Source organism: Scandinavium sp. (genome assembly GCF_032012665.1).
Lineage (GTDB): Bacteria > Pseudomonadota > Gammaproteobacteria > Enterobacterales > Enterobacteriaceae > Scandinavium.
Map to the genome: position 1 here is coordinate 24,203 of NZ_DALZVG010000005.1, position 23,373 is coordinate 47,575.

Below are 23,373 nucleotides of genomic sequence, written 5' to 3' on the forward strand. Positions count from 1 at the left end.
ATGAAATTGCAATTAGGGTTGCTGGTGTTGGGTGCGGGTGTGGCGGTGAATGCGCAGGCCGTTTGTACGGTCAGTTCTTCGTCCGGTCAGCCAGTGCCGCACGTCTTTTCCATCCCGGATATCACGGTCAATATCGATGCGGATGCGCCTGCCGATACCACTAATCCTGTCAGCATTCAGGATGCCGCTCCGCAGGGCTATGACGTCAAATTTGACCAGTGCCATACCGGCGATCTCTTCGGGAAAAGTTCGATCAATATGCCCGGGCCCCAGGGGGGCGCCTGGATCTACCCAAGTAATATTCCGGGGATCGGCATCAAGATCCTCTGGAATAACGGCGGAGCCTTCAGTAATGGGCAATTTCCCACCACCGGAACGATGGATTTTACGGAAGAGAGCGGTGGTACGCTGGGTACGTGGGTTTATCCGGCGAACTCTTTCTATCGGGTCGAAGTGTATAAAACCGCCGAAACGCTGAACCTGACGCCGCAGGGGCAAAACGTTGCCCTGCTGCCCAATAATTATGCCTATAACTGGGTGACCAGCGATTCTTACGGCAATGCCGGGCAGGTCCTGCACCTCGGCACCATCCAGGTGAACAGCACCCCCTCCTGCCGCTTTGAAAACAGCAAAGTGGTGGATTTTGGCACCGTCACTGGTGACATGATCAACGGCGGGTTGCAGGTAGAGCGGCCGCTGAATTTTGCCATCACCTGCCGCACGGATTACGGCTCCTATTCCTCAACCGCTTCGTTATCCAGCGAGTCGGCTTCTGCCGATGCCAGCTATATCGCCGTGACGGATCAGAGCGGGGCGAAAGACAGCCTGGCGATTAAGGTCAAGGACAGCAGCGGCAACTGGCTTAAGCTCGATGGCAGCAGCAGCGAAACGCTCAGTAACCTTGCCAGTAACGCGCCAGCGGAGTTTCACTGGACGGCGGCGCTAATGTCCCAGCCCGGCGTGCAGAAGCACCCTTCCGAAGGGGATTTCACCGCGCACGCGGAAATTCTCTTACAGGTCAAGTAGGTGGGAGGGATAACGACCATGACTGAGAGCCGTACGCTGTTTGTCAGCATTGCCTGCTACCGTGATCCGGAGCTGATCCCCACTTTGCAGAGCCTGATCGATGAGGCGCAATACCCGCAAAACCTGCACATTGCGGTGTGCTGGCAGGACGATAACCCAACGTCCGCGCTGTTCACCGACGCCGGGATGCAGTTAGTTGAAGAGCGTGTTGAGGAAGATCACACGCTGTTTCGCTTTCACTGGCGTCAGGTGCAGCTTGAGGTGATTGCCGTGGACTACCGCCACAGCCAGGGGGCCTGCTGGGCCCGTTATATGGCGGAAACGCGCTTTGCCGATGAGGATTTCACGCTGCAAATTGATTCGCACTGCAGGTTCATTCACCACTGGGATGGGGAGATGATCGCGATGCTGGAAGGGCTGCGCAGGCACAGTGAAAAACCGGTGCTGTCGACCTATCCACCGGCCTACGATCCGCAGGACGATCCGGCAAAACGGGGCCAGTTTGTCAGCCGTCTTATTTTCCGTGAATTCTCAAAGGAGGGGCTGCCGATGCTCTCCTCGGTGCCGGTAAAAAGCGAGCAGCCCGTTCGCGGCAGCTATATTGCTGGCGGATTTTTGTTTGCCGGTGGCCGCTTTGTTCGCGAAGTCGCTAACGATCCGCAGATCTTCTTTGCCGGGGAGGAGATCGCCATGGCCGCTCGAGCCTGGACGCACGGCTATGACATCTATACTCCGCACAAAATTTTGCTCTGGCACTACTACGGGCGCAAGCAGGCGAACAAAATCTGGGGGGATCACACCCGGGAAGCCAAAAACGTCGGCGAAGTGGCCATGGGGTGGTGGGAGAGAGATGCTATCTCGAAAAAGCGGATCCGCAGCCTGTTCGATCTTGAAATCGTTCCCGTTGATCCCGGAATTTACGGCCTCGGCAGTGCGCGGAGTTTACGTGATTTTGGGCGTCTCATCGGCGTGGATTTTAAGCGCCGGGCGGTATTGCCAGAGGTGCTGGGGGCGGAGAAAACCAGCGTATTTCCGCCTGAGAGCTGGCCTGACGATGAGCAGTGGGTGCAGCGGCTTATCTCACCGTTCAGGAAAACCGTTACGTTGAAAAAGGAAGCTGTTGCCGCCCTGATGCCAACCACTGACTGGTGGTATCTGGGGGTTTATAGCGCAGGCAACCGACTGATGGACGAGAAAAAGCTCTCTCCTGAGGCGCTGGAAAAATCCCTCAATATCTCGAAAAACGACGAGTTTTCGCTGGATATTCAGTTCAGCACTGCCCCACGTTTCGATCCGGCGGTTGTTCGTCTCTGTCCGTTCAGCGAGAGCGGCGGCTGGGGTGAGGTACTGGAGAAACCATGGTAAGCGCCGAAACGCTGCTACAGCAGCTGCTTTACGTCGACTCTCTGCTGGCGATGGACGGGATTATTCCCTCGCACTCGCAGTATCAGGATCGAATGGGGCGAATCATTGTCGCGCTGGACACCGCGCTGTGTGAGAACGCCACCTCCCCGGTTCAGGTAAAGCATTTTTGCACGCTGCTCTGCCAGCTTATCGACTGGCGCCTTCGCGGCAGGAGTCTGCGAAGTCCTGGCTACTGGCCAACGCTTGCCCAGCATCTGTACGGCGTTGAGGAGCCACAGGAGCCGTTCAGCACGCAGCTGGAAGCGCTGTTAAGTACTTCCACGGGTGAGCTACTGAAGCTGAGCAAGATGCTGCTGGTCTGGCTACCTTCGATAGAGGAAGAGCAGGGGCAACTGGCTAAGCTGATGGCCGACTGGTGTGAGCCACCCTTGCCGCTGGCATGGACGCCACCTGCGGAAGCCGAAATCCTGCCGCCGCCGGTGGCTCCGCCAACGCTTCGCTCAAAAGCGCGGTTTCCTCTTGTCTGCGGCGGGATGCTGATGGCACTCACGCTGCTGTGGTTCTATCTGAAGACCTGGTAATTATGTCTGAACGTTATTTATTTCCGCTGGCGGGAGGGTTGATGCTGACCGCGCTGCTGCTGGCCTGCGGTATATACAGCTCCATGGGATGGAACTTGTTGTTTATTTGTCTGGCGCTGGTCGCAGCCTGCGCATTTTGGTGTTTGCGACCAGTCCCGGCAGCGCCAGCGCCTCCTCCGGATCGGACGGAGGTACAGGATGTGTATCTTGTGATTGGACCTTATGTCGCAAGCTGGTTCACCGTCCATAACGATGAAAGCTTGCTGCGCTATGACCGTCAGCGTCTCTGGCTGGCGGCAAGAGATGCGCGCGAGCTGGTCAAGCACCTGAATTACCATTCCGCTAACCCGGAAAAAACGCGGATAACGCTTTTTTTTCCGTTCCTGCCTGACGGTCACGACACCGAGGCGCTGGCCATTGGAGCACTGATGTCGTGGGCCAGCGCGCTGAAAACCATCACGTTGCCGGAACCGTTGCCCTGCATTTTTGCCCTCTACAGCCGCTGTAGCGAGCAGTGCTATCTCGGGGATCCGGACGAAGTTATCTGGTCCGGGGAGAAGCACTCGCTGCCGACGGGTGGATCGGTGGATGCGCTAATGGGGGCGCTGTGGCTTAAGCTTGCACGTCAAAACACCGGGGGCGATCGCTGGCTTGCGCAACGTCAGGCCACGCTCGGCACTTTGCGAAACTGGTTTGCGCAATCCCAGCTTTTACTCGCCATGAATAGCGTTTTTAACTGTTCCAGCCTCACGTTGACGCATTTCTTATTGGCAGATTCGGGCAGGGGGTTTATCCGTCACGGTGCCTGGTCCCGCTGGCTGAATGAGCACTACGCGGTGCTCCCTGGGCTGGCGAAATCACGGATTGAGCTGGCGCTTCCGGAGCTGACCCGTCCACAGACGCGCGGGCGGGTCGCTGTAGTAAACCCAACGCCAACGAAGGGCTGGCCACTTTGGCCTGCATTCCTTCTGGGAGGCCTGCTGGCAGGCTCGATGTGTTATGCAAAATGGCATGAAGTGCAGAGGGAAATGGAGGTTCAGGCGCTGGTGTTTGCGGTCAACCGGGTAGACGATAGCGCGCTCCGGAAAAAGTGGCTTGCAGTGGACAAACTCCGCGCGTCTGAGGCTGCGCTTCGCCACTGTTCCACGCGCTATTTCTTCCAGAACTGGGGATTTGCGCAATGTGATGCCCTGCTCTCTCTGAGTCAGCAACAGCTTAAGAAATATGTCCGGTGGGTGGTGTTCTCTTCGGCCAGCAACCGTTCGCTATTTGCCTCGGGAAATTACGTCATTCTGCCAGAACGTGCAGATCGGTTGGAACCGCTGGCGAAGTTAGTCGAACAAAATTCTGGCGTGAATTTTTTGATCGTCGGTCACTCCGATAACAGCGGCGACGGACAGCAGAATATTCTGTTGTCTATGCTGCGGGCTCGCGCAGTTCGCGACTGGTTAATCACCCATGCCCATGCGGATGCGTCGCGATTTACGCTGAAGGGCGTGGGTGACCTTTATCCTCTGACTTCTAACAGTACCGTGGAAGGACGCGAGATCAACCGCCGGATTGAGGTGATTCCTGTCCCTTTTACTTCCCTTAACGTTAATGAGTAGATATTTATTATGAATTCGCTGTCTTATAAATTAATTGAAGGCCACTTCCTGAGTTCCCCTCCGGTGCTGGACAGAAGTGTAAATGTTCTTATGTTTCGGGACCCGGAAGATAACGAATATAACATTATGATCAACCGTGCGACGCTGGAAGAAGAGGAGTCTCTGGATGCGTACTGTGAGCGACAAATAGAACAGTTAAGAAATAAACTCCCGGGGTTTAAGATTGAAGGGAAAACTCTGAAATCTGAAATAGGTCCGGCAAAGCTGCCGGTGTTACAAATATCGAATAGCTATCTGCAGGATGGAAACACGGTTCGCCAGGTTCAGTCGATAATAAAGCTTCCGTGGCATGCAGTAATGAATCATACCGAACGTGAAATCATTATCTTTACCCTTCACTCGGTGGGGGAATTCACAGAGTATCAGCGTCGGCATTACGTACAGGCCATCAATACATTCCAGCCCCATACCTCGGTTGGCGTCTGAACAGGTTCCGTCCCCCATCACTGACGGGGGATGGAATAAATATTAAAGACAAAGCGTGATCCGTTCACTGTCGATATGCTGCACCATCCATGAAGCATAATGATAGAGTTCAGACTTTTTAGTGATCCCCATCTTACGCATGGCGTTGCGGCAGTGGGTGCTTACCGTTTTGTCGGTGCAGCCGAGAATTGCCGCAATATCCTGGGCGCAGTAGCCTTTACCGAGATTGTGCAGCACCTGATTTTCCATGGCGGAGAGCTGCAGGTATCGCCTGCCGCCGATTTTTTGGAAAATATCTTTTTTATTTTCTTCTGAAAGCGGAAGTCGGGCCAGTGACAGAATTTTTTCAAGCTTGGCCTGGACTTCATTAATGGTCAGAGAGTCACAGTTAAAAGGGATGTCAATGGAAAAAGGGGTGCTGTGTCGATGCTTTGCCGGAGGCGACGGTTTAAGATGATAATTAATGCTGACGACGCTCTTGCGAAAAGTGATATCTGCCGGTGAGTTCCTGTGCCAGGTGGAGGAGGAATTATCTGGGGGAGGTTCAACAAGCGTAATCATTTTCCGTAATCCATATTTATAGAAATAGTCATTGCTGACGATGGTTACATTATTGAGCAATGGTGAAACAGTGTGTGTCATGTTCTTCATATCGTAACGGTTATCCCTTTTATTCCGTTTTCGAGATCGACTGTGATGCAGGTTTAAGGTAGCGGCGCGCATGCTTCGTCAAGATGAATGAAGCCTGTTATGTCCACTAAAATTGCAGTTTGCATAAGATCTGGGATGTGAATAATCAACGCAATAAAGATTAACCTGGCGACGGTCTCGGACAATTACGTTGCGTGATTTAGTATTATCACTGCGTGTATTTAACAATAATTGCGTGGCCTAAAGAAATACTTTTGCACGGAATGAAAAAAATAAGAATCTTGCCAGGGTGATTTTCTGATAAATACTAACAATTAAGAATTGTTACACGTAATTACATTTCAACAATGCATTCATTGAACATCAATGTTTTTCCTTTGTAATCCTTAATGCCTGCTGGTGCGGGGTGACAGGAGAAGGATAATTTTCGTCCTGGATGCCGCGGCCGGAAGTCGATCTGGCCCTGGGGAAATCATCTGCAAAGACAAAAAATATCCACCCCCATCGGGAGGTGGATATGCAGAGTCGCCGAATTACTTGGCAATACGCTTGTACTTGATACGCTTTGGCTCAAGCGCATCGGCACCGAGGGTGCGTTTTTTGTACTCTTCGTACTCGGTAAAGTTGCCTTCGAAGAACTCCACCTTACCTTCATCCTGGTAGTCCAGAATGTGGGTAGCGATACGGTCGAGGAACCAGCGGTCGTGCGAGATGACCATTGCACAGCCCGGGAATTCCAGCAGGGCGTTTTCCAGCGCGCGCAGGGTTTCGATGTCAAGGTCGTTGGTCGGTTCATCGAGCAGCAGCATGTTGCCGCCTACCTGCAGCAGCTTCGCCAGGTGCAGACGACCGCGCTCACCGCCGGACAGCTCGCCCACGCGTTTACCCTGATCGGTACCTTTGAAGTTGAAGCGACCCACGTAGGCGCGGCTTGGCATCTCGGTGTTGCCAATCTTCATGATGTCCAGCCCGCCGGACACTTCTTCCCACACGGTTTTGCTGTTATCCATCGCATCACGGAACTGGTCAACGGAAGCCAGCTTCACGGTTTCACCCAGCTCGATGGTGCCGCCATCCGCTTTCTCCTGGCCGGACATCATGCGGAACAGGGTCGATTTACCCGCGCCGTTCGGCCCGATGATACCCACGATGGCACCTTTCGGTACGGAGAAGCTCAGGTCGTCAATCAGCAGGCGATCGCCATAGGACTTACGCAGGTTGCTGACCTCAACGACTTTATCGCCCAGACGGGGTCCAGGTGGAATAAAGAGTTCATTAGTTTCGTTACGTTTCTGGTATTCGGTGTTGTTGAGTTCTTCAAAGCGCGCCAGACGGGCTTTGCCCTTCGACTGACGGCCTTTCGCGCCCTGACGTACCCACTCCAGCTCTTTTTCAATCGACTTACGACGAGCCGCTTCCTGAGAAGCTTCCTGCGCCAGACGCTGATCTTTCTGCTCAAGCCAGGAGGAGTAGTTGCCTTCCCACGGAATGCCTTCGCCGCGGTCCAGCTCGAGGATCCAGCCTGCCACGTTGTCGAGGAAGTAACGGTCGTGGGTAATCGCCACAACGGTGCCTTCGAAGTCGTGCAGGAAGCGTTCCAGCCAGGCCACGGACTCGGCGTCCAGGTGGTTGGTCGGTTCGTCGAGCAGCAGCATGTCTGGTTTTTCCAGCAGCAGGCGACAGAGCGCAACGCGGCGACGTTCACCCCCGGAGAGGTTCGCAATTTTCGCGTCCCAGTCTGGCAGACGCAGCGCATCAGCGGCGCGCTCCAGCTGCACGTTCAGGTTGTGGCCGTCGTGCGCCTGGATAATCTCTTCGTATTTGCCCTGCTGGGCGGCCAGCTTGTCGAAATCGGCATCTGGCTCGGCGTACAGTGCATACACTTCTTCAAGGCCCTTCAGGGCGTTGACCACTTCCGAAACCGCTTCTTCAACGGATTCGCGAACGGTATGCTCCGGGTTCAGCTGGGGTTCCTGCGGCAGATAGCCAATTTTGGTTCCCGGCTGCGGGCGTGCTTCACCTTCGATATCGGTATCGATACCGGCCATGATGCGTAACAGGGTGGATTTACCGGCACCGTTGAGGCCCAGTACACCGATTTTTGCGCCAGGGAAGAAGCTCAGAGAGATGTTTTTCAGAATATGACGCTTCGGCGGGACCACTTTGCCGACGCGATGCATGGTATAAACGAATTGAGCCACGTTGGACTTCGCCTCTTTTATTTTGATGAATTGGAGTCAGAGGCGAAGTGTAGCCTTTTTCACACGCTAATCCCAGCCAGGCGACCGTGATAACGATAAAGGTAAAAAAGTGTCCGCAACGTGGCGCAATTCCGGTTGTCTGATTAGCATAAAGAGAGGCTGTGGCCGTTGAGCCTTCAGGATGAAGAGATTGACCGGACACGGCTTTTTTACGCGGCATGATGCTGCATTGACACACTTTTTAAGGAGCGCATGTGGAAAATGCTAAACCCATGACGTGGCGTCTTCTGGCTGCGGGCGTCTGTCTGCTGACCGTAAGCAGTGCGGTCCACGCCGATTCACTGGACGAGCAGCGCAACCGTTATGCGCAGATTAAACAGGCCTGGGACAACCGTCAGATGGACGTCGTTGCCCAACTGATGCCGACGCTGAAAGATTACCCGCTCTATCCCTATCTTGAATACCGCCAACTCACCGATGATTTGATGACTGAACCTGCGCTCAGCGTGAGTCAGTTTGTGCAGGCCAACCCAACGCTGCCCTCAGCACGTACGCTCAAAAACCGTTTTGTGAACGAGCTGGCTCGCCGGGAAGACTGGCGAGGGCTGCTGGCGTTTAGCCCGGATAAACCCGGCACGACCGAAGCGCAATGTAACTACTACTACGCCAAATACAGCGTGGGCCAGACTCAGGATGCCTGGGCAGGTGCGAAAGATTTGTGGCTGACCGGAAAAAATCAGCCAAATGCCTGTGACAACTTATTCAGCGCCTGGCGCGCATCAGGAACCCAGGATCCGCTGGCGTATCTTGAACGTATTCGCCTGGCGATGCAGGCCGGTAATACTCGCCTGGTGACGTCGCTGGCGAATCAGATGCCGCCAGACTACCAGACTATTTCTGCGGCGGTGATAAGCCTCGCCAACAACCCAAACAGCGTGCTGAGCTTCGCTCAAAGCACCGGTACGACCGATTTCACCCGCCAGATGGCGGCAGTCGCGTTTACCAGCGTGGCGCGCCAGGATGTGGAAAACGCCCGTCTGCTTATTCCACAGCTGGTGCAGGCGCAGAAGCTGAATGAGGATCAGACTCAGGAGCTGCGGGATATCGTGGCCTGGCGGCTGATGGGCACCGACGTGACCGACGATCAGGCCCGCTGGCGCGATGATGCCATCATGCGTTCGCAGTCGACCTCTCTGGTGGAGCGCCGCGTGCGTATGGCCATCGGCAACGGCGATCGTCGTGGCCTCAATACCTGGCTTGCGCGTTTGCCAATGGATGCCAAAGAGAAGGATGAGTGGCGCTATTGGCAGGCCGATCTGCTGATGGAGCGCGGGCGCGAGCAGGAAGCGAAAGATATTCTGCACTCGTTGATGCAGCAGCGCGGATTCTACCCGATGGTGGCGGCGCAGCGTTTGGGGGAAGAGTATCCCATTCGCGTTGAGAAGCCGGAAGGTACCGTTGCGCCGCTGTTGGTTAACGGTCCGGAAATGAACCGTGTGCGTGAGCTCATGTACTGGAACCTGGATAATACTGCGCGTGCGGAGTGGGCGAACCTGGTGAGCAGCCGGACCCGCAGCGAGCAGGGGCAGCTGGCGAAATACGCATTCGATCAGGACTGGTGGGATCTCAGCGTGCAGGCCACAATTGCCGGTAAGCTGTGGGATAATCTCCAGGAGCGTTTCCCGCTGGCGTATAAAGATCTTTTCGTTCGCTATACCGGCGATAAAGCGATCACCAAAAGCTACGCGATGGCGATTGCCCGCCAGGAAAGCGCGTGGAACCCGAAAGTGCGTTCTCCGGTGGGTGCCACGGGGCTGATGCAGATCATGCCGGGTACCGCGACACATACGGTGAAGATGTTCGCGATTCCGGGATACGGCGGGCCGAATCAGCTGCTGGATCCTGAAACCAACATCAACATTGGTACCCGCTATCTGGAGTACGTTTACCAGCAGTTTAATAACAACCGCATCTATGCGTCAGCGGCTTACAACGCCGGTCCTGGCAGGGTAAGAACCTGGCAGGGAAACAGCGCTGGCCGCCTGGATGCCGCCGCGTTTGTGGAGAGTATTCCCTTCTCGGAAACGCGTGGTTACGTGAAAAACGTGCTGGCCTATGATGCGTACTATCGTTATTTCATGGGCGAGAAACCGCAGATCCTCACCGACGTTGAGTGGAAGCAGCGTTACTGATTCGCTTCCGGTATGTTATGCTTGTACTCGCTAAAGAGTACATTCGGCGGGCGGCCCGGCGCCGTCCGCCCCAACAGGGTGGCGTAACATGACTCAACAATCTCCATACTCGGCTGAAAACGCAGAACAGCGCCACCAGGAGTGGCTCCGTTTTGTGGAGCTGATGCGTCAGGCGTTTGCCGCCGATCTGCATCTGCCGCTGCTAAATCTGATGATGACCCCGGACGAGCGTGAAGCGCTGGGTACGCGCGTGCGTATTATCGAAGAATTGCTGCGCGGTGAAATGAGTCAGAGGGAGTTGAAAAGCGAGCTCGGCGCGGGGATTGCGACAATCACCCGTGGCTCGAACAGCCTGAAATCAGCGCCAGCGGAGCTCCGCCAGTGGCTGGAGCAGGCGCTGCCGAAGACTCAGCGATAAACGGCGTTGTGGAAAGGGCTAAGCGCCAGGATCACCGCCTGATGATAAACGCTGCTGCGGGTCAGTTTGCCCGAGGTAAACACGCCAATCGCGCCTTCCTTGCGGCCAATTTCATCAATGCCCGTGTAATGTGACATAACCGGACCGAGGGCATCGCCCGCCCGCATGCGTTCAAGGATGACATCAGGAAGCGGCAGCGTTGCCGAACGCGCCTCGCCACGCTGTTCACGGCTATGGATTACCACCCAACTGAAGGTGCTTCCTTCGTCAATACCGGCTTCTATTGCTACCCAAAAGTCCGCATCTGGTCTGACAAGACGTGCATTTTCGACCCGGTTCCGTGCGCCAGCGCGCGTTTCATCACTTCCGTGAGGCTGCTCCGGTACGCCGCTCTCGACGGAAACGGCATCAATATGGCAGGATCCTTCGCCGAAGATCTCGGCAAAAGCCTGCGTAATTGCCTTAATTTTGGCGGGATTGGTGGTAGCTACGACAACATTGTGCATAATCAGTACACTTACGACAAAAAATCATCATCGCAGTATAACGGATAATTAGCATGTTACAGGTATACCTTGTTCGCCACGGTGAAACGCAGTGGAACGCCGAGCGACGTATTCAGGGCCAGTCTGACAGTCCTTTGACCCAAAAGGGCGAGCAGCAGGCCTGGCAGGTGGGAGAGCGTGTTCGCACACTCGGCATTACTCACATTATCGCAAGTGATTTGGGCCGTACGCGTCGTACCGCCGAGATTATCGCTGAAGCCTGCGGGTGTAGCGTCACCTATGATCCACGCCTGCGCGAGCTCGATATGGGCGTGCTTGAACGTCGTCTTATTGACTCCCTGACGGAAGAAGAAGAGGGCTGGCGTCGTACGCTGGTCAATGGCACGGCGGGTGGACGTATCCCGGAAGGGGAATCTATGCAGGAGCTCGGCGACAGGATGAACGCGGCGCTGAAGGATTGCCTCGAGCTGCCGGAAGGTAGCCGTCCGCTGTTGGTGAGTCACGGCATGGCGCTTGGCTGCCTGGTCAGCACCATTCTCGGCTTACCGGCTTATGCGGAGCGTCGTTTGCGTCTGCGTAACTGTTCGATTTCGCGAGTGGATTATCAGCAAAGCCCGTGGCTTGCGCCTGGCTGGATCGTGGAGACCGCAGGTGACGTCACGCATCTGGACGCCCCTGCGTTAGATGAGCTACAGCGTTAACGACGAATAGGGATCAGGTATTCGCAGCGCAGCTGAATAGGCGGTTCCTGATCCATCACGTCTTTCTCCGGGAAGAAGCGTTCGATATCCTGACCCTTACGGCGCGTCAGACCGAGCATCGGCATGCATGTGCCATACACCGTCAGCACAAATTCCTGCAAGCTGCTTCCCAGCCCTTCATAGCTGAACATCACGTATTCACCGCCTTCCAGCGTCACCGGTTGGGCATCCTGCAAATGGCCGTCAGCCATGTCGGAAGTCAGCGCGGTGGTGTAGAACACTTCCTGTTCATCGTCTCGCTCAAGGCTTGGGCGGGGTTCATGCAGACCGTAAAGCGTCGGTGGAATTGATGGTGAATTGCCGAGGAACTCGCGCCAGAACTGGCCGCGCATTTGCTGGCGGAATGCTGAAATTTCTTCCAGCTTACAGGTATAGCTCTGGGTCACGCCGACCAGATGGGTTTCCGGCAGGGTGATGAACTCATATTTTGGCATCGTAAATTCACCCAGACGCAAGGGCGGACGCATGCCGTAGGAATTCCAGTCCGGCGAGCGACGATAGAGCGCTGGCGTCAAATTGAACTGCTTTTTGAACGCGCGGGTGAAGGTTTGCTGCGAGTCAAACCGGTATTGCAGGGCAATATCCAGAATCGGGCGTGCGGTGAGGCGCAGGGCGACAGCTGATTTGGACAGACGACGGGCGCGAATGTAGGCGCCGATAGCGTGACCGGTAACGTCCTTAAACATTCTTTGCAGGTGCCACTTGGAATAGCCCGCTTTTGCCGCCACGTTATCCAGAGACAAAGGTTGGTCGAGATGCCCTTCAAGCCAACTAAGAAGATCGCGAATAATCCCAGCCTGATCCATATAATGTCCTCATCCTTTCGCAAGTGCCTGTAACTAGGGTAGCGGATAGTAGCACTTTTTGATGTTTTAGCATTCGGTGTTTTTTTTGCTCAAAAGTGCGATAAAAGATTCGAAACGAGGGTGATTTTTGTAAAGCTGTGATCTATAAACACTTTCTTCTTCATTCTCGAATAATGGCTTAATGGCACGTTCAGAAATGGTAACAATATGAAATACAAGCAGTTAATTGCGGGTTGCCTGCTCGCGCTGGCAGGAAGCGCGGCTCACGCGGAACAGATTGGCTCCGTCGATACGGTGTTCAAGATGATCGGCCCGGATCACAAGATTGTCGTCGAGGCATTTGACGATCCGGACGTGCATAATGTCACTTGCTATATCAGCCGGGCGAAAACGGGCGGCATTAAAGGCGGGCTGGGTTTGGCGGAAGATACCTCTGACGCGGCAATCTCCTGTCAGCAGGTTGGGCCGATTGAGCTCAGTGAGAAAATTAAGAAAGGTAAAACCGAAGGTGAAGTCGTCTTCCAGAAACGCACTTCGCTGGTGTTTAAGAAACTGCAGGTGGTGCGGTTCTATGATGCCAAACGGAATGCGCTGGTGTACCTGACCTACTCGGACAAAGTGGTTGACGGTTCACCGAAAAATGCCATCAGTGCGGTGCCAATCATGCCGTGGAATAAATAAAGGGCGAAAAAAAACGGCGCCTGGCGCCGTTTTTCATCAACAATTCGGAACGATTATTCCTGCAGCTCACCGCAGAAACGGTAACCTTCGCCGTGAATCGTGGCGATGATTTCCGGCGTATCCGGCGTGGATTCGAAGTGTTTACGGATGCGACGAATGGTCACGTCAACCGTACGGTCATGCGGCTTCAGCTCGCGGCCCGTCATTTTCTTCAGCAGTTCAGCGCGTGACTGGATCTTGCCCGGGTTTTCGCAGAAGTGCAGCATGGCGCGGAATTCACTGCGCGGCAGCTTGTACTGTTCGCCGTTAGGACTGATCAGCGAGCGGCTGTTAATATCCAGCTCCCACCCGTTGAACTTGTAGCTTTCCACGCTGCGACGCTCTTCGCTCACGGTACCGAGGTTCATGGTACGGGAGAGCAGATTACGTGCACGAATGGTCAGTTCACGAGGGTTGAATGGCTTAGTGATATAATCGTCTGCGCCGATTTCCAGGCCGAGGATTTTATCGACTTCGTTGTCACGACCGGTCAGGAACATCAGGGCGACGTTGGCTTGCTCACGCAGTTCACGCGCCAGCAGCAGGCCATTTTTGCCCGGCAAATTGATATCCATGATGACCAGGTTGACATCATTTTCAGACAGGATCTGATGCATTTCCGCGCCATCGGTGGCTTCGAACACATCGTAACCTTCTGCTTCGAAAATACTTTTTAACGTGTTGCGTGTTACCAACTCGTCTTCAACGATAAGAATGTGCGGGGTCTGCATGTTTGCTACCTAAATTGCCAACTAAATCGAAACAGGAAGTACAAAAGTCCCTGACCTGCCTGATACATGCCGAAAATTAACATGCCCGGCGTAACATGACTAAAGTACGTAATTGCGTTCTTGATGCACTTTCCATCAACGTCAACAACATCATTAGCTTGGTCGTGGGTACTTTCCCTCTGGACCCGACAGTGTCAAAAACGGCTGTCATCCTAACCATTTTAACAGCAACATAACAGGCTCAGAGATGGCTGACACCCAATAAAACTACGCTTCGTTGACATATATCAAGTTCAATTGTAGCACGTTAACAGTCTTGTGAAATCCTCGCATCTAAATGCTAGCGTTTGTCACAAAATTTCAACAACTCAATTGATTGCAATCATAAACTGATTAGCAGAATGAATCCAAAAGAGGAGTGGTAATCTGGATTCAAATACCCTGACAGAACATGATGATATATAGCTTCTGTTAACATATGCTCTCAGAGGATTCTCAAGTAATAGTTTAGTCTTATTGATATGTTATGAAACACCATTTCGGCGTTTTTTGTTGCAACTAAGTAAATTCGCGGCGCGCAATATGATGTGCATCACATTGTGGTCGTTACAGAATAAAAAAGAGAAGATTACATGCGCTTATCAATTGTGCTGGTTTCGCCAGCAAGAGCCGAAAATATCGGTGCGGCGGCCCGGGCTATGAAAACTATGGGCTTTACGGAGATGCGAATCGTTGACAGTGAGGCGCACCTTGAACCTGCGGCACAATGGGTGGCTCATGGCTCCGGTGATATCCTCGATAACATCAAAACCTTCCCGACGCTGGCCGATGCTTTGCACGACGTTGATTTCACCGTCGCAACCACGGCCCGCAGTCGTGCCCGGTTCCATTATTACGCGACGCCGCAGGAACTGGTGCCTATCCTTCAGGAAAAGTCACAGTGGATGGGCCATGCCGCGCTGGTGTTTGGCCGTGAAGACTCCGGGTTAACCAACGACGAACTGGCTCTCGCAGATATACTCACCGGTGTGCCTATGGTGGCTGATTATCCGTCGCTGAACCTGGGGCAGGCCGTGATGGTCTTCTGCTATCAGCTTTCGGCGCTTACCCAAATGCCCGCTGCGCCCGTGCCAGAAAATAATGAAAACCAGCTGCAGGCTTTGCGGCTCAGAGTAATGGCGTTGCTCTCAAAACTTAAGGTTGCTGATGACATGAAGCTTGCCGACTGGTTACAGCAGCGTCTTGGCCTGCTTGGCCAACGTGACACAGCTATGCTGCACCGTTTGCTGCACGATATCGAAAAAAATATCGCCGACTAACGTGCTGCCGTAAGTTTTTCTTATGGATATATCTGCTGTCTCCTGAATTGCTGCCAGAGAATGTGAGGGATTAACAGCGCTTAAGCGGCGAAGCCTGATTGGGTGACAAAACGTGACGAATGTAAAAATTCGTTGACTTAACCAGGCCAATCCTTTAACCAATATAGGCAGACGACAGACAAGTAAAATAACAGAGCACACAACATCCATGATTCGCATCAGCCGCATGACAACCATTATTACCACCACCATTACCACAGGTATCGGTGCGGGCTGACGCGTACAGGAAAAACAGAAAAAAGCCCGCACCTGAACAGTGCGGGCTTTTTTTTCGACCAAAGATCAAGGGGTAAACCATGCGAGTCTTGAAGTTCGGCGGTACATCAGTGGCAAATGCAGAACGCTTTCTGCGCGTTGCCGATATTCTGGAAAGTAATGCCAGGCAGGGGCAGGTGGCTACCGTGCTTTCTGCCCCGGCCAAAATCACCAACCATCTGGTCGCGATGATTGAAAAAACCATTGGCGGTCAGGATGCCCTCCCGAATATTGCTGATGCCGAACGTATTTTTGCTGACCTGCTTCAGGGGCTGGCCGATCTCCAGCCCGGTTTTCCTCATGCCCAGCTCAAAGGTTTTGTTGAGCAGGAGTTTGCCCAGATCAAACATGTGCTGCACGGCGTGAGCCTTCTGGGCCAGTGTCCTGATGGCGTCAACGCCGCGCTGATTTGCCGCGGTGAGAAGCTGTCCATCGCCATTATGGCAGGCCTGCTCGAAGCGCGCGGACACAAAGTCAGCGTGATTGACCCGGTCGAAAAACTGCTTGCCGTCGGTCACTATCTTGAATCCACTGTCGATATCGCGGAATCCACCCGTCGCATTGCAGCGAGCCAGATCCCGGCAGATCATATGATTCTGATGGCGGGCTTTACCGCCGGGAACGACAAAGGCGAGCTGGTGGTGCTGGGCCGTAACGGGTCTGATTACTCTGCTGCCGTGCTCGCGGCCTGTTTGCGTGCGGACTGCTGTGAAATCTGGACCGACGTGGACGGTGTATACACCTGCGACCCGCGCCAGGTGCCGGACGCGCGCTTGCTGAAATCCATGTCCTATCAGGAAGCAATGGAGCTTTCCTACTTCGGCGCAAAGGTGCTGCACCCCCGCACGATCGCGCCCATCGCTCAGTTCCAGATCCCTTGTCTGATTAAAAATACCGGCAATCCACAGGCGCCGGGCACGCTTATCGGCGCCAGCCACAACGAAGACGGTCTGGCGGTGAAGGGCATTTCTAACCTGAACAATATGGCGATGTTCAACGTCTCAGGCCCGGGCATGAAGGGAATGGTTGGCATGGCGGCCCGCGTCTTTGCCACCATGTCTCGCGCCGGGATTTCTGTCGTGCTGATTACCCAGTCTTCTTCTGAATACAGCATCAGCTTCTGCGTGCCGCAAAGCGACAGCGGACGCGCAAAGCGGGCTATGGAAGATGAGTTTTATCTCGAACTGAAAGAAGGGTTGCTGGAACCACTGTTCATCATGGAGCGTCTGGCGATTGTCTCCGTTGTCGGCGATGGTATGCGCACCCTGCGTGGCATTTCGGCGAAATTCTTTGCGGCACTGGCTCGCGCTAACATCAACATTGTGGCGATTGCTCAGGGCTCTTCAGAGCGTTCCATTTCCGTTGTGGTAAACAACGATGATGCCGTTACCGGTGTACGCGTTGTTCACCAGATGCTGTTCAACACCGATCAGGTCATTGAAGTGTTCGTGATTGGCGTCGGCGGCGTCGGCGGTGCGTTGTTGGAGCAGCTGGAGCGCCAGCAGGGCTGGCTCAAGAATAAGCACATCGACCTGCGCGTGTGCGGCGTGGCTAACTCCCGCGCGTTGCTGACCAACGTCCACGGCCTGAATCTGGAGGAGTGGAAAAGCGAGCTGGCGGAAGCCAAAGAGCCGTTTAATCTGGGCCGGTTGATTCGCCTGGTGAAAGAGTATCACCTGCTGAACCCGGTGATTGTTGACTGTACCTCCAGCCAGGCCGTGGCCGATCAGTACGCTGATTTCCTGCGCGAAGGCTTCCACGTCGTAACGCCAAATAAAAAGGCGAATACCTCGTCGATGAACTACTATCACGAGCTGCGTCAGGCGGCGGCGGGGTCGCGCCGTAAATTCCTGTATGACACCAACGTTGGCGCAGGCTTACCGGTCATTGAGAATCTGCAAAACCTGCTGAACGCGGGCGACGAGTTGCAAAAATTCTCCGGCATTCTCTCCGGCTCCCTTTCGTTTATTTTCGGTAAGCTTGACGAAGGCATGAGCCTTTCACAGGCGACGACAATGGCGCGTGAGATGGGTTATACCGAGCCAGACCCGCGGGACGATCTGTCCGGCATGGACGTGGCGCGTAAGCTGTTGATTCTGGCCCGTGAAACAGGCCGCCATCTTGAACTAAGCGACATCGTTGTGGAATCCGTTCTGCCGGAAAGCTTCGATGACAGCGGCGATACCGACAGCTTTATGGCGCGCCTGCCGCAGCTCGACGATGAGTTTGCCGCGCGCATTGCCAAAGCTCGTGATGAGGGTAAAGTGCTGCGCTACGTCGGCAATATTGAGGACGATGGCGTGTGCCGGGTGAAAATTACCGAAGTGGACGGCAACGATCCCCTGTATAAAGTGAAAAACGGCGAGAACGCGCTGGCGTTTTACAGCCACTATTATCAGCCGCTGCCTCTCGTGCTGCGCGGTTACGGTGCGGGTAACGACGTGACTGCTGCCGGGGTCTTCGCTGACCTGTTGCGCACCTTATCCTGGAAGTTAGGAGTTTAAGATGGTGAAAGTCTATGCCCCGGCCTCCAGCGCCAATATGAGCGTGGGGTTTGATGTGCTGGGCGCGGCGGTAACGCCGGTGGATGGCACGCTGCTTGGTGACAATGTGGAAGTGGTAGCCGCAGATGCCTTCAGCCTGAAGAACGTCGGCCATTTCGCCAGTAAGCTGCCGGTTGAACCACGGGAAAATATTGTTTATCAATGCTGGGAGCGCTTCTGCCAGGAAATTGGCAAAACCGTGCCCGTTGCGATGACGCTCGAAAAGAATATGCCGATCGGCTCTGGCCTTGGCTCAAGCGCCTGCTCGGTGGTCGCCGCGCTGGTGGCAATGAACGAGTACTGCGGCAAGCCGCTTAACGATCATAAAATGCTTGCGCTGATGGGCGAGCTGGAAGGGCGTATTTCCGGCAGCGTGCATTACGATAACGTCGCGCCGTGCTTCCTTGGCGGCATTCAGCTCATGCTTGAGGAAAGCGGCATTATCAGCCAGCAAATTCCGGCCTTTGACGAGTGGCTGTGGGTGCTTGCCTATCCGGGAATCAAAGTCTCAACGGCGGAAGCTCGTGCGATTCTACCGGCGCAATACCGTCGTCAGGACTGTATCGCCCACGGTCGCCATCTGGCTGGATTTATTCATGCCTGTTACAGTCGCCAGCCGGCGCTGGCAGCGAAACTGATGAAAGATGTTATCGCTGAGCCGTACCGCACCAAACTGCTGCCGGGCTTCGGCGAGGCGCGCCAGGCGGTGGCGGAAATTGGCGCTCTGGCGAGCGGCATTTCGGGATCGGGGCCAACGATGTTCGCACTGTGCGACAACCCGGCCACCGCCCAACGAGTCGCAGACTGGCTCAGTAAACACTATCTGCAAAATCAGGAAGGCTTCGTTCATATTTGTCGGCTGGATACAGCGGGCGCACGCGTAGTGGGATAACCGATGAAACTGTATAACTTAAAAGATCATAACGAACAGGTCAGCTTCGCGCAGGCCGTGACGCAAGGGCTGGGTAAAAATCAGGGCCTGTTCTTTCCGCACGATTTGCCGGAATTCAGCCTGACTGAAGTTGATGAGATGCTGAAGCTGGATTTCGTTTCCCGCAGCGCCAAAATTCTGTCGGCGTTTATCGGCGATGAAATTCCGCAGAGTGAGCTGGAAGCCCGCGTGCGTGCGGCGTTTGCCTTCCCGGCTCCGGTGAAAAAGGTGCAGGAAGATGTCGGTTGCCTGGAGCTGTTCCACGGCCCGACGCTGGCGTTTAAAGATTTCGGCGGCCGCTTTATGGCGCAAATGCTGACGCACATCAGCGGCGAAAAGCCTGTCACAATTCTGACGGCTACCTCCGGTGATACCGGCGCGGCGGTTGCTCATGCGTTTTACGGCCTGAAAAACGTGCGCGTTGTGATCCTCTACCCGAACGACAAAATCAGCCCGTTGCAGGAAAAGCTGTTCTGTACGCTCGGCGGCAACATTGAAACCGTAGCGATTGACGGCGATTTCGATGCCTGCCAGGCGCTGGTCAAGCAGGCCTTCGACGACGAAGAGCTGAAAGCTGAGCTGGGCCTGAACTCCGCTAACTCGATTAATATTAGCCGTCTGCTGGCGCAGATTTGCTACTATTTCGAAGCCGTTGCGCAGCTGCCGCAGGAAGCCCGTAATCAGCTGGTGATTTCCGTCCCCAGCGGAAACTTTGGCGATTTGACGGCGGGTCTGCTGGCAAAATCGCTGGGTCTGCCGGTGAAACGCTTTATTGCCGCCACCAACGCCAACGACACCGTGCCGCGTTTCCTTCAGGAAGGCAGCTGGAAGCCGAAGGCTACTCAGGCAACGCTCTCCAACGCCATGGACGTCAGCCAGCCAAACAACTGGCCGCGAGTGGAAGAATTGTTCCGTCGTAAAGTGTGGCGCCTGAACGAACTTGGCTATGCGGCGGTGGATGATGAAACCACCAAAGCGACGATGCGCGAACTGCAAGACGAAGGCTATATTTCTGAGCCACACGCAGCCATTGCTTACCGCGCGCTGCGTGACCAGCTGAACCCAGGCGAATATGGCCTGTTCCTCGGTACCGCACACCCGGCTAAGTTCATCGAGAGCGTAGAGGCGATCCTGGATACCAAACTGCCATTGCCAAAAGCGCTGGCGGATCGCGCAGATCTGCCGCTGCTCTCTCATCATCTGCCAGCCGACTTTGCGGCGTTGCGTAAGCTGATGATGGAAAAAGCGTAACGTTCGTTTCAGGGCTCAAAAGAAACCGGGTTAGCCTCGCGCGACCCCGGTTTTTTTATGGCTGAAAAGTGGAGAAATTACGGAGGGAATAAGCAGGAAATGAGCAGGAATTCCCATAAAATGCGGGCACTTAGAGATTAGGATTGCGGAGAATAACAAGTCCGCTTCCTGACGGTTACTCTCATTCCATCGACCCATAACGGGCAAAGTTGTGAAAGGAGTAACCTATGTCAAACCTGAAACCTGTACTACTGGCGCTTTCAATGATGCTGGTGGCTCCGGCGGTGGTGCACGCCTCTGAAATTACGCTGGTGCCGGCAGTGAAACTGCAGATTGGCGATCGGGACAACCGCGGCAACTACTGGGATGGCGGCCACTGGCGCGATCATGGCTGGTGGAACAATCACTACGAGCGCTACAACAATCACTGGCGTCCACGCCCGGGGCCGCATTATGACCATCATGACGATCGCCACGATCATCACGACGATCATCATGACAACCACGGCTGGCACCACTGACTTTTCAGCCCCTCACCCGCTGTGGGTGAGGGGCGTTTTCACTTCTGTTCGTGGCGCTTAAATACCAGTTCATCGTGGGTTGAGGCGTCTTCGTCAAAGAAATAGCCTTCGCTGTCAAATCCCTTTAGCTGTTCCACCGTGGTCAGACGGTTTTCAATGATGTAACGGCTCATCAGACCGCGCGCCTTTTTGGCGTAGAAGCTGATGACTTTGAACTTGCCGTTTTTCTCATCGAGGAATACCGGCTTGACGATCTGCCCGTTCAACGCTTTCGGCTTCACCGCGCGGAAGTATTCGTCGGATGCCAGGTTAATGACGATATCGTCGCCCTGAGCCTTTAACGCTTCGTTCAGCTTGTTCGTGATGACCTCGCCCCAGAAGTGATAGAGATCTTTGCCTTTGGCATTTTCAAGTCGAATGCCCATTTCAAGGCGATACGGCTGCATCAAATCGAGTGGACGAAGCACGCCATACAGGCCGGAAAGCATGCGCAGATGCTGCTGGGCAAAATCGAAATCTGCTTCGCTGAACTCTTCCGCCTGCAAACCGGTGTAAACATCGCCTTTGAAGGCGAGGATCGCCGGGCGTGCGTTCTGCGGCGTGAAATCCGGGTGCCAGTCGTGGAAGCGGGTGGCGTTGAGATCCGCGAGTTTGTCGCTGATGCTCATCAGCTTGCCAATCTGGGGCGCAGTGAGTTTGCGCGCGACGGCAATCAGCTGCTGGGAGTAGTCCAGCAGCTCGGGATGGGTGTAGCGCGATGTTGGCAGCTCGCTTTGATAATCAAGCGTTTTAGCAGGAGAAATCAGAATCAGCATAGTCAGTCCTTCCGGGCATTTTTCGAGACTTTAGCAAAAAATGGCCCGGAAGGGATCGATGGCTGCTATTGGCGTGGCACATCATCCCAACTACCGGCTGCCAGCTGCCGCTCGATTTCCGGGTAGCGTGCCGGGTCAAACACCGGTTTTACCCCAAGCTTGCGTTGACGCAGGTAATCGCTGGCGATGATGCGCACCACTGGCGAAAGCAGCAGGATGGCGGTCAGGTTAGTGATAGCCATCAGTGCCATGATGATATCCGCGAACTGCCACACCACCGACACGCTCAGCAGCGTGCCCAGCATTATCATCAGCAGGGTGATGCCCCTCAGCAGCCAGACGTTGCGAGGCGTGTTCATCCGCAGATAAATCAGGTTGTTCTCAGCGTAAATATAGTTGGCGACAATAGAAGTGAACGCGAACAGCATGACGATAACCGCGACGAATTCTGCCCCCCAGCCCCCGGCAAAATTCATCATCGCCTTTTGCACCAGCTGAATGCCATTGACCGTGGCGTGAGTGGATTCATTCCCGGCGAGCAATACGACAATTGCCGTGGCCGTGCAAATTACCAGCGTATCAATCAGCACGCCAATCATCTGCACGATACCCTGAGCTGCCGGGTGTGGTGGCCATGACGCCGCTGCCGCTGCTGCGTTAGGCGTCGAACCCATGCCCGCTTCGTTGGAGAACATGCCGCGCTGAAAACCCGCGGTCAGCGCCTGGCTGATGGTATATCCCACCGCACCGGAAGCCGCTTCCTGCCAGCCAAAGGCGCTGCGAAAAATGGTTTCGATAATCGCCGGAATTTCATTGAGATGCCAGAGGCTTATCAGGACGCTGGCGGCGACCCAGGTCAGTGCCATTACCGGTACCATCCACTGCATCAGCTTCGCCACGCCCCGCAACCCGCGAACGATAATCAGCAGCGTTAAGGCCATGAGCGCCAGTCCGGTGACGTACCCGGGTAAATTAAACGCGAAGTGCAGGGCCTTCGAAACGGAATTGGCCTGCACGACATTGAAAATCAAACCATAGGCGATCAGCAGGAAAATAGAGAACATCACGCCCATCCAGCGCATCCCGAGGCCACGGGACATATACCAGGCCGGGCCGCCGCGAAATTGTCCGTTGGCGTCGCGCTCTTTGTAGAGCTGGGCGAGTGAGCACTCGGCAAAGCTGCTTGCCATGCCGATAATCGCTGACATCCACATCCAGAATATCGCGCCTGGACCCCCTGCCGTAATGGCTATGGCTACCCCGGCGAGATTGCCGCTGCCGACACGGGCCGCAAGGCTGGTGCAAAGCGCCTGAAAGGAGGTCAGGCCGTCTGGCTGCGGAGAGACGCTGCGCTGAAGGCTTTTGCGAAAATGGCGAAGATAGCGAAACTGGATATACCCCGTTCGCCAGGTAAACCACACCCCGGCGCCGAGCAGCAGGTAAATCATTACCGAGCCCCAGAGTATGTCGTTGATAAAAGAGAGAAACTCGGGCATTTAATGTCCTTCTTCGATGCCAAAGACCGATGTAAGCGCTACCATTTTTTAGACAATCCATTATCGGGTAGCCAGCGAATAATCTGAGTTTATCATACTCTGCGCTCTTGTTCCGTCCGCGGTTGCGCTGA

At 54.7% G+C, this 23,373-nt stretch carries 23 protein-coding genes and 1 other annotated feature; of the genes, 16 read left to right on the forward strand and 7 right to left on the reverse strand.

The genetic code is table 11. From position 1 onward, the window contains the following. The 5 genes from RTU33_RS06135 to RTU33_RS06155 are packed head-to-tail and all read left to right on the forward strand — an operon-like array spanning nucleotide 1 to nucleotide 5,065. A complete protein-coding gene (locus RTU33_RS06135) occupies nucleotides 1-1,026 on the forward strand; it encodes a fimbrial protein (protein WP_312626006.1) in 1,026 nt (341 codons plus the stop codon). Between the two features lie 18 nt (nucleotides 1,027-1,044). Further along, a complete protein-coding gene (locus tag RTU33_RS06140; protein WP_312626007.1) occupies nucleotides 1,045-2,391 on the forward strand; it encodes a GlcNAc-transferase family protein in 1,347 nt (448 codons plus the stop codon). Further along, nucleotides 2,385-2,972, forward strand: a complete 588-nt coding sequence (locus RTU33_RS06145; protein WP_312626008.1) for a hypothetical protein — start codon at nucleotides 2,385-2,387, stop codon at nucleotides 2,970-2,972. Before RTU33_RS06140 ends, RTU33_RS06145 begins: the two co-directional genes overlap by 7 nt. A 2-nt stretch (nucleotides 2,973-2,974) precedes the next feature. After that, the gene (locus RTU33_RS06150) at nucleotides 2,975-4,579 is read left to right on the forward strand and encodes an OmpA family protein (RefSeq protein WP_312626009.1); all 1,605 of its coding nucleotides are present in this window, start codon (nucleotides 2,975-2,977) and stop codon (nucleotides 4,577-4,579) included. Nucleotides 4,580-4,588: 9 nt separating this feature from the next. Continuing rightward, complete coding sequence (locus RTU33_RS06155) at nucleotides 4,589-5,065, forward strand: DcrB-related protein (protein ID WP_312626010.1); 477 nt, start codon at nucleotides 4,589-4,591, stop codon at nucleotides 5,063-5,065. Nucleotides 5,066-5,107: 42 nt separating this feature from the next. Here the strand turns inward: RTU33_RS06155 and RTU33_RS06160 are convergent, their stop codons facing one another. Beyond that, nucleotides 5,108-5,716 (reverse strand): helix-turn-helix transcriptional regulator, encoded by a 609-nt coding sequence (locus tag RTU33_RS06160; RefSeq protein ID WP_312626011.1) that lies wholly within the window; start codon nucleotides 5,714-5,716, stop codon nucleotides 5,108-5,110. 533 nt (nucleotides 5,717-6,249) lie between these two features. Beyond that, nucleotides 6,250-7,917 (reverse strand): energy-dependent translational throttle protein EttA, encoded by a 1,668-nt coding sequence (gene ettA / locus RTU33_RS06165; protein ID WP_312626012.1) that lies wholly within the window; start codon nucleotides 7,915-7,917, stop codon nucleotides 6,250-6,252. A 254-nt stretch (nucleotides 7,918-8,171) separates the two neighbouring features. Between ettA and sltY the strand changes: the two genes are divergently transcribed. Both sltY and trpR read left to right on the forward strand, forming a co-directional pair. Then, complete coding sequence (gene sltY, locus RTU33_RS06170) at nucleotides 8,172-10,109, forward strand: murein transglycosylase (protein WP_312626014.1); 1,938 nt, start codon at nucleotides 8,172-8,174, stop codon at nucleotides 10,107-10,109. 88 nt (nucleotides 10,110-10,197) lie between these two features. Next, nucleotides 10,198-10,527, forward strand: coding sequence for a trp operon repressor (gene trpR, locus RTU33_RS06175; RefSeq protein WP_312626016.1), 330 nt, complete (start codon nucleotides 10,198-10,200; stop codon nucleotides 10,525-10,527). On the opposite strand, the gene yjjX is transcribed toward trpR, so the two are convergent. Further along, nucleotides 10,518-11,033 (reverse strand): inosine/xanthosine triphosphatase, encoded by a 516-nt coding sequence (gene yjjX / locus RTU33_RS06180; RefSeq protein WP_312626018.1) that lies wholly within the window; start codon nucleotides 11,031-11,033, stop codon nucleotides 10,518-10,520. The genes trpR and yjjX overlap by 10 nt on opposite strands. 53 nt (nucleotides 11,034-11,086) lie before the next feature. On the opposite strand from yjjX, the gene gpmB reads away from it, so the two are divergent. Next, nucleotides 11,087-11,734, forward strand: a complete 648-nt coding sequence (gene gpmB, locus RTU33_RS06185; RefSeq protein WP_312626019.1) for a 2,3-diphosphoglycerate-dependent phosphoglycerate mutase GpmB — start codon at nucleotides 11,087-11,089, stop codon at nucleotides 11,732-11,734. Here the strand turns inward: gpmB and robA are convergent. Next, nucleotides 11,731-12,600, reverse strand: coding sequence for an MDR efflux pump AcrAB transcriptional activator RobA (gene robA, locus RTU33_RS06190; RefSeq protein WP_312626020.1), 870 nt, complete (start codon nucleotides 12,598-12,600; stop codon nucleotides 11,731-11,733). The two genes, gpmB and robA, sit on opposite strands and share 4 nt — an antisense overlap. A 207-nt stretch (nucleotides 12,601-12,807) precedes the next feature. Between robA and creA the strand changes: the two genes are divergently transcribed. Continuing rightward, nucleotides 12,808-13,281 carry a protein CreA gene (gene creA, locus RTU33_RS06195; protein WP_312626021.1) on the forward strand — a complete coding sequence of 158 codons (474 nt, stop codon included), beginning with the start codon at nucleotides 12,808-12,810 and terminating at the stop codon, nucleotides 13,279-13,281. Between the two features lie 53 nt (nucleotides 13,282-13,334). Here the strand turns inward: creA and arcA are convergent, their stop codons facing one another. Further along, a complete protein-coding gene (gene arcA, locus RTU33_RS06200) occupies nucleotides 13,335-14,051 on the reverse strand; it encodes a two-component system response regulator ArcA (RefSeq protein WP_312626023.1) in 717 nt (238 codons plus the stop codon). 95 nt (nucleotides 14,052-14,146) lie between these two features. Between arcA and yjjY the strand changes: the two genes are divergently transcribed. From yjjY to RTU33_RS06230, 7 genes are all read left to right on the forward strand, one after another. After that, the gene (gene yjjY, locus RTU33_RS06205; protein WP_001541509.1) at nucleotides 14,147-14,287 is read left to right on the forward strand and encodes a protein YjjY; all 141 of its coding nucleotides are present in this window, start codon (nucleotides 14,147-14,149) and stop codon (nucleotides 14,285-14,287) included. Nucleotides 14,288-14,683: 396 nt separating this feature from the next. After that, nucleotides 14,684-15,370: a tRNA/rRNA methyltransferase gene (locus tag RTU33_RS06210; protein WP_312626025.1), complete on the forward strand. Its 687-nt coding sequence runs from the start codon at nucleotides 14,684-14,686 to the stop codon at nucleotides 15,368-15,370. 208 nt (nucleotides 15,371-15,578) lie between these two features. Continuing rightward, entirely contained in the window at nucleotides 15,579-15,647 is a 69-nt protein-coding gene (locus RTU33_RS21845; RefSeq protein WP_110510873.1) for a thr operon leader peptide, read from the forward strand. Beyond that, nucleotides 15,586-15,703, forward strand: a sequence feature (Thr leader region). Its footprint overlaps the gene before it by 62 nt. A 23-nt stretch (nucleotides 15,704-15,726) precedes the next feature. Then, nucleotides 15,727-18,189, forward strand: a complete 2,463-nt coding sequence (gene thrA, locus RTU33_RS06215; protein WP_312626026.1) for a bifunctional aspartate kinase/homoserine dehydrogenase I — start codon at nucleotides 15,727-15,729, stop codon at nucleotides 18,187-18,189. Between the two features lies 1 nt (nucleotide 18,190). Next, complete coding sequence (gene thrB, locus RTU33_RS06220) at nucleotides 18,191-19,120, forward strand: homoserine kinase (protein WP_312626027.1); 930 nt, start codon at nucleotides 18,191-18,193, stop codon at nucleotides 19,118-19,120. Between the two features lie 3 nt (nucleotides 19,121-19,123). Then, a complete protein-coding gene (gene thrC / locus RTU33_RS06225) occupies nucleotides 19,124-20,410 on the forward strand; it encodes a threonine synthase (protein ID WP_312626029.1) in 1,287 nt (428 codons plus the stop codon). Between the two features lie 227 nt (nucleotides 20,411-20,637). Next, nucleotides 20,638-20,931 (forward strand): DUF2502 domain-containing protein, encoded by a 294-nt coding sequence (locus RTU33_RS06230; RefSeq protein WP_312626030.1) that lies wholly within the window; start codon nucleotides 20,638-20,640, stop codon nucleotides 20,929-20,931. A gap of 38 nt (nucleotides 20,932-20,969) precedes the next feature. Here the strand turns inward: RTU33_RS06230 and yaaA are convergent, their stop codons facing one another. Continuing rightward, nucleotides 20,970-21,746: a peroxide stress protein YaaA gene (gene yaaA / locus RTU33_RS06235; RefSeq protein WP_312626032.1), complete on the reverse strand. Its 777-nt coding sequence runs from the start codon at nucleotides 21,744-21,746 to the stop codon at nucleotides 20,970-20,972. A 65-nt stretch (nucleotides 21,747-21,811) separates the two neighbouring features. Then, nucleotides 21,812-23,242: a sodium:alanine symporter family protein gene (locus RTU33_RS06240; protein ID WP_312626033.1), complete on the reverse strand. Its 1,431-nt coding sequence runs from the start codon at nucleotides 23,240-23,242 to the stop codon at nucleotides 21,812-21,814. Nucleotides 23,243-23,373: the final 131 nt, after the last annotated feature.

What these genes read in the sequence shown, in the direction of transcription:
- trpR (WP_312626016.1), top strand. Translation starts at nt 10,198, where the DNA reads ATGACTCAACAATCTCCATACTCGGCTGAAAACGCAGAACAGCGCCAC.
- RTU33_RS06210 (WP_312626025.1), top strand. Translation starts at nt 14,684, where the DNA reads ATGCGCTTATCAATTGTGCTGGTTTCGCCAGCAAGAGCCGAAAATATC.
- gpmB (WP_312626019.1), top strand. Translation starts at nt 11,087, where the DNA reads ATGTTACAGGTATACCTTGTTCGCCACGGTGAAACGCAGTGGAACGCC.
- yjjX (WP_312626018.1), bottom strand. Translation starts at nt 11,033, where the DNA reads ATGCACAATGTTGTCGTAGCTACCACCAATCCCGCCAAAATTAAGGCA.
- RTU33_RS06230 (WP_312626030.1), top strand. Translation starts at nt 20,638, where the DNA reads ATGTCAAACCTGAAACCTGTACTACTGGCGCTTTCAATGATGCTGGTG.
- RTU33_RS06150 (WP_312626009.1), top strand. Translation starts at nt 2,975, where the DNA reads ATGTCTGAACGTTATTTATTTCCGCTGGCGGGAGGGTTGATGCTGACC.
- RTU33_RS06135 (WP_312626006.1), top strand. Translation starts at nt 1, where the DNA reads ATGAAATTGCAATTAGGGTTGCTGGTGTTGGGTGCGGGTGTGGCGGTG.
- yaaA (WP_312626032.1), bottom strand. Translation starts at nt 21,746, where the DNA reads ATGCTGATTCTGATTTCTCCTGCTAAAACGCTTGATTATCAAAGCGAG.
- RTU33_RS06160 (WP_312626011.1), bottom strand. Translation starts at nt 5,716, where the DNA reads ATGAAGAACATGACACACACTGTTTCACCATTGCTCAATAATGTAACC.
- thrC (WP_312626029.1), top strand. Translation starts at nt 19,124, where the DNA reads ATGAAACTGTATAACTTAAAAGATCATAACGAACAGGTCAGCTTCGCG.
- RTU33_RS06240 (WP_312626033.1), bottom strand. Translation starts at nt 23,242, where the DNA reads ATGCCCGAGTTTCTCTCTTTTATCAACGACATACTCTGGGGCTCGGTA.
- thrA (WP_312626026.1), top strand. Translation starts at nt 15,727, where the DNA reads ATGCGAGTCTTGAAGTTCGGCGGTACATCAGTGGCAAATGCAGAACGC.
- thrB (WP_312626027.1), top strand. Translation starts at nt 18,191, where the DNA reads ATGGTGAAAGTCTATGCCCCGGCCTCCAGCGCCAATATGAGCGTGGGG.
- creA (WP_312626021.1), top strand. Translation starts at nt 12,808, where the DNA reads ATGAAATACAAGCAGTTAATTGCGGGTTGCCTGCTCGCGCTGGCAGGA.
- RTU33_RS06140 (WP_312626007.1), top strand. Translation starts at nt 1,045, where the DNA reads ATGACTGAGAGCCGTACGCTGTTTGTCAGCATTGCCTGCTACCGTGAT.
- arcA (WP_312626023.1), bottom strand. Translation starts at nt 14,051, where the DNA reads ATGCAGACCCCGCACATTCTTATCGTTGAAGACGAGTTGGTAACACGC.
- robA (WP_312626020.1), bottom strand. Translation starts at nt 12,600, where the DNA reads ATGGATCAGGCTGGGATTATTCGCGATCTTCTTAGTTGGCTTGAAGGG.
- RTU33_RS06145 (WP_312626008.1), top strand. Translation starts at nt 2,385, where the DNA reads ATGGTAAGCGCCGAAACGCTGCTACAGCAGCTGCTTTACGTCGACTCT.
- RTU33_RS06155 (WP_312626010.1), top strand. Translation starts at nt 4,589, where the DNA reads ATGAATTCGCTGTCTTATAAATTAATTGAAGGCCACTTCCTGAGTTCC.
- yjjY (WP_001541509.1), top strand. Translation starts at nt 14,147, where the DNA reads ATGACTAAAGTACGTAATTGCGTTCTTGATGCACTTTCCATCAACGTC.